This window comes from Streptomyces cahuitamycinicus (assembly GCF_002891435.1).
Taxonomy (GTDB): Bacteria; Actinomycetota; Actinomycetes; order Streptomycetales; family Streptomycetaceae; genus Streptomyces; species Streptomyces cahuitamycinicus.
On the sequence record NZ_POUC01000641.1, the window covers coordinates 1 to 3,266 of the forward strand.

At 74.6% G+C, this 3,266-nt stretch carries 3 protein-coding genes; all 3 read left to right on the forward strand.

Features of this window, described 5'->3' with window-relative positions; genetic code table 11:
- The coding region (locus C1J00_RS40860) for an ADP-ribosylglycohydrolase family protein (RefSeq protein WP_102913897.1) at nucleotides 1-935 on the forward strand (935 nt) is incomplete at its 5' end.
- Nucleotides 936-942: 7 nt separating this feature from the next.
- Complete coding sequence (locus tag C1J00_RS40865; protein WP_102913898.1) at nucleotides 943-2,112, forward strand: ADP-ribosylglycohydrolase family protein; 1,170 nt, start codon at nucleotides 943-945, stop codon at nucleotides 2,110-2,112.
- Nucleotides 2,100-3,266: ADP-ribosylglycohydrolase family protein (locus C1J00_RS40870; protein WP_102913899.1), on the forward strand; the 1,167-nt coding region annotated here is incomplete at its 3' end. The genes C1J00_RS40865 and C1J00_RS40870, both read left to right, overlap by 13 nt.

The window sequence follows — 3,266 nt, forward strand, 5'->3', positions numbered from 1 at the left end:
AGCCCCCGGAGCCCCTCCGCCTGGGCCCCTCCGACGACGCCGAGTGGGCCGCCTTCGCCGCGGAGGCCCTCCTGCGCGCGGGCGACGACACAGTCCTGAACGACCTCAGCCGGGAACGCCGCACCCGCGCCGCCATCGACCTCACCTGGAACGCCCTCGCCAGTGAGGTCGCCGCGGCAGCACAACGCGCCCCCGAGATCGAGTCCGCCGTCCTCCCCCTGCGCGCCCGCATCTCCGTCCGCGCCGGCCTCGGCAACCTCGCCACCGGCCTGCGCCCGCCCGCCACCGGCCACGACAACCCGCACTACTTCGACGACGCCGCCTGCGTACGCGCCTGCGTCCTGGCCGTGGCCCACCCTGGAGACCCCCGGCGCGCCGCCGACCTAGCCGAGTTCGACGCCCGCTACACCCAGGACGGCGACGGCGTGCACGGCGCCCGCGCGATGGCGGCGGCCCTCGCCCTCGCCCTGGACGGCGCACACGTCGACGCCTGTGTCACCGCCGCCCTCGCCGAACTGCCCCAGGAGACGGAGATCGGCCGCAACGCCCGGCACGCCCTGCGGCTCGCCGCCGACGCGGACAGCGCCTTCGCCCTGGTCCCGCCCCTGGAGCACCAGATCGTCGACCATGTCTACAGCTACGGCATCGCCGCCGCCGAGACGGTCCCGGTCGCCCTCGCCCTGGCCACCGCGGCCCGCGGCCGCATCGCGGAGGCGATCCCCGCGGCGGCCTGCCTGTCCCGCGTCGCCGACTCCGCCCCGGCCCTGGCGGGCGCCCTCACCGGCGCCCTGGGCGGCGGCGCTTCGATCCCCGCCTCCTGGCGGGAGACCTGCCGCACCCTCTCCGGCTGCGTCCTGCCCCACCTCACCGGCACGGACCTCGTGGAACTCGCCGGACTCCTGGAAGCCGTACAACCGGCACGCCCCGGTGGATGATGCGGCCATGAAGCCCAAACCGCACCAAAACACCACACTGGACGAACGGATCACCGGATCGCTGGTCGGAGCCGCCGTCGGCGACGCCCTCGGCGGACCCGTCGAGGGCTACTCCCCCGAGCAGATCCTGGAACGCCACGGCGGCCGCGTCCACGGCATCGTCGGCCCCTGGCACGGCGACGACTGGCGCACGGCCCGCCCCCTCGCCCCGTACCACAAGGGCGACGGCCACGTCACCGACGACACCTTGATGACGCACGCCCTGGTCCGCGTCTACGCCCGGGTGCGCGACCACCTCGACGCCTACGCGATCGCCGGCCACCTCGTCCCCGACCTGATGACCGAGCCGCGCTGGATCCCGGAACTGGAGTCGGAGGCCCTCCCCCTCCAGCGGATCTTCCTGGCGGAGAAGTGGCTGGTGACGAGGATCCACTACGGCCACGCCGACCCGCGCGAGGCCGGCACCGGCAACATCGTCAACTGCGGGGCGGCGATGTACATGGCCCCGGTCGGCCTGGTCAACGCCGCCAACCCGCAGGCGGCCTACGCCGAGGCCCTCGACGTCGCCGGGGCGCACCAGTCGTCGTACGGCCGTGAGGCGGCGGGCGTCCTGGCGGCGGCCGTGGCGGCGGCGTGCACGCCGGGCGCGACCCCCGACTCGGTCGTCTCGACGTGCCTCTCCCTCGCGAAGGACGGCACCGGGGCCGCGATCGAGCGGGTCTGCGAGGAGGCGTCCCGCCACACGGACTGCGAGTCGGCACTGCGCCCGTTGCGCGAGGCGGTCGCCCCCTACGACACGGTGGGCCCCGACTACCGCGCCCCTTCGCTCGGCGCCCGCCGCCCCTCCCGCCTGCACGCGATCGAGGAACTGCCGGTCGCGCTGGGCATGGTGCTGGTGGCACGGGGCGACTACCGGCACGCGGTCCTCGGCGCGGTGAACTACGGCCGCGACTGCGACTCCATCGCCACGATGGCCGGCGCCCTGGCGGGAGCCCTGGGCTCGCCGGTCCCGGAGGACTGGGCCAAGACGGTCGCGGAAGCCAGCCGCCTGGACCTCTGGGAACCGGCGACCGCCCTCACCGCCGTGGCCCGCGAGATCTTCTCCCGGGACGTGGTCCGCCGACGCACCCACGAGCAGGCCTTCACGTCCCTCGGAGGCCGGGAATGCTCCGACTGACCTGGGTCCAGCCGGAGGACCTGATCGGCCACGAACTCCGCCAGGCGGCCCAGGACGGCCGGGAGCCGAAGGCCGTCGCGGCCCGCTGGCGAGCGGCGGGCGGCCCGCAGGCTCCGGCCACCGCGGGCGCCTCCCCCACCCCGGCCTCCCGCTACCTGCGCCGACTCGCACAAGACCTCCTGGACGAACTGGCCGACCTGCCGAGCGCGCTGGCGGACGACGAACCGACGGACCTGAACGCGATCAGAGCCGCCTGCCCCGACTGGCCCGAGCACGCGGGCACCCCGGCCACCACCCCGCACCACCTCGAAGCCGCCTGGCTCGGCCGCGCCACCGGCTGCCTCCTGGGCAAACCCGTCGAGAAACTCCCCCTCGACGCCATCCGCCGACTGGCCAACTCCACCGGCAACTGGCCCCTCACCACCTACTTCACCGCCCGGGGCGTCCCCGAAGACCTCCTCCGCAAGCACCCCTGGAACCGCCGCTCGGCGACAACCTCCCTCGCCGAGAACATCGACGGCATGCCCGAGGACGACGACCTCGACTACCCCCTGCTCAACCTCGTCCTCCTCCAGCGCCACGGCAGAGACTTCACCACCACGGAGGTGGCCGGGACCTGGCTGGACGAACTCCCCGCCGGCCGCACCTTCACCGCCGAACGGGTCGCCTACCGCAATCTCCTCACCGGCCTGGAACCCCCGCACACCGCCCGCCACCGCAACCCGTTCCGCGAGTGGATCGGCGCCCTGATCCGCGCCGACGTCCACGGCTGGACCAACCCCGGCGACCCGGCCGCCGCCGCGGAACAGGCCCACCGCGACGCCACCCTCACCCACACCGCCAACGGCGTCTACGCGGCGATGTTCGCGGCGGCCGCCATCGCGGCCGCCGCGACAGGCGAACACGACGTCCACACCTGCCTGCGCACCGGTCTCACCGTCGTCCCGCCACGCTCCCGCCTCGCCCGAGCCGTCCAGCACGCAGTCGAACTGGCCCGGGAACACGACGACTTCGCCACGGTCGTCGACGAACTGCACGCCACCCACGCGAACGGCGACTTCTCCGGCTCGATCTGCCGCGTGGTGAGCGGCGGCTGGGACACCGACTCCAACGGCGCGACCGCCGGCAGCATCGCCGGCCTGCTGGCCCGAGAC

Excerpts from the sequence above, each read along its gene's own strand:
- C1J00_RS40865 (WP_102913898.1), top strand. The coding sequence starts at position 943 with ATGAAGCCCAAACCGCACCAAAACACCACACTGGACGAACGGATCACC.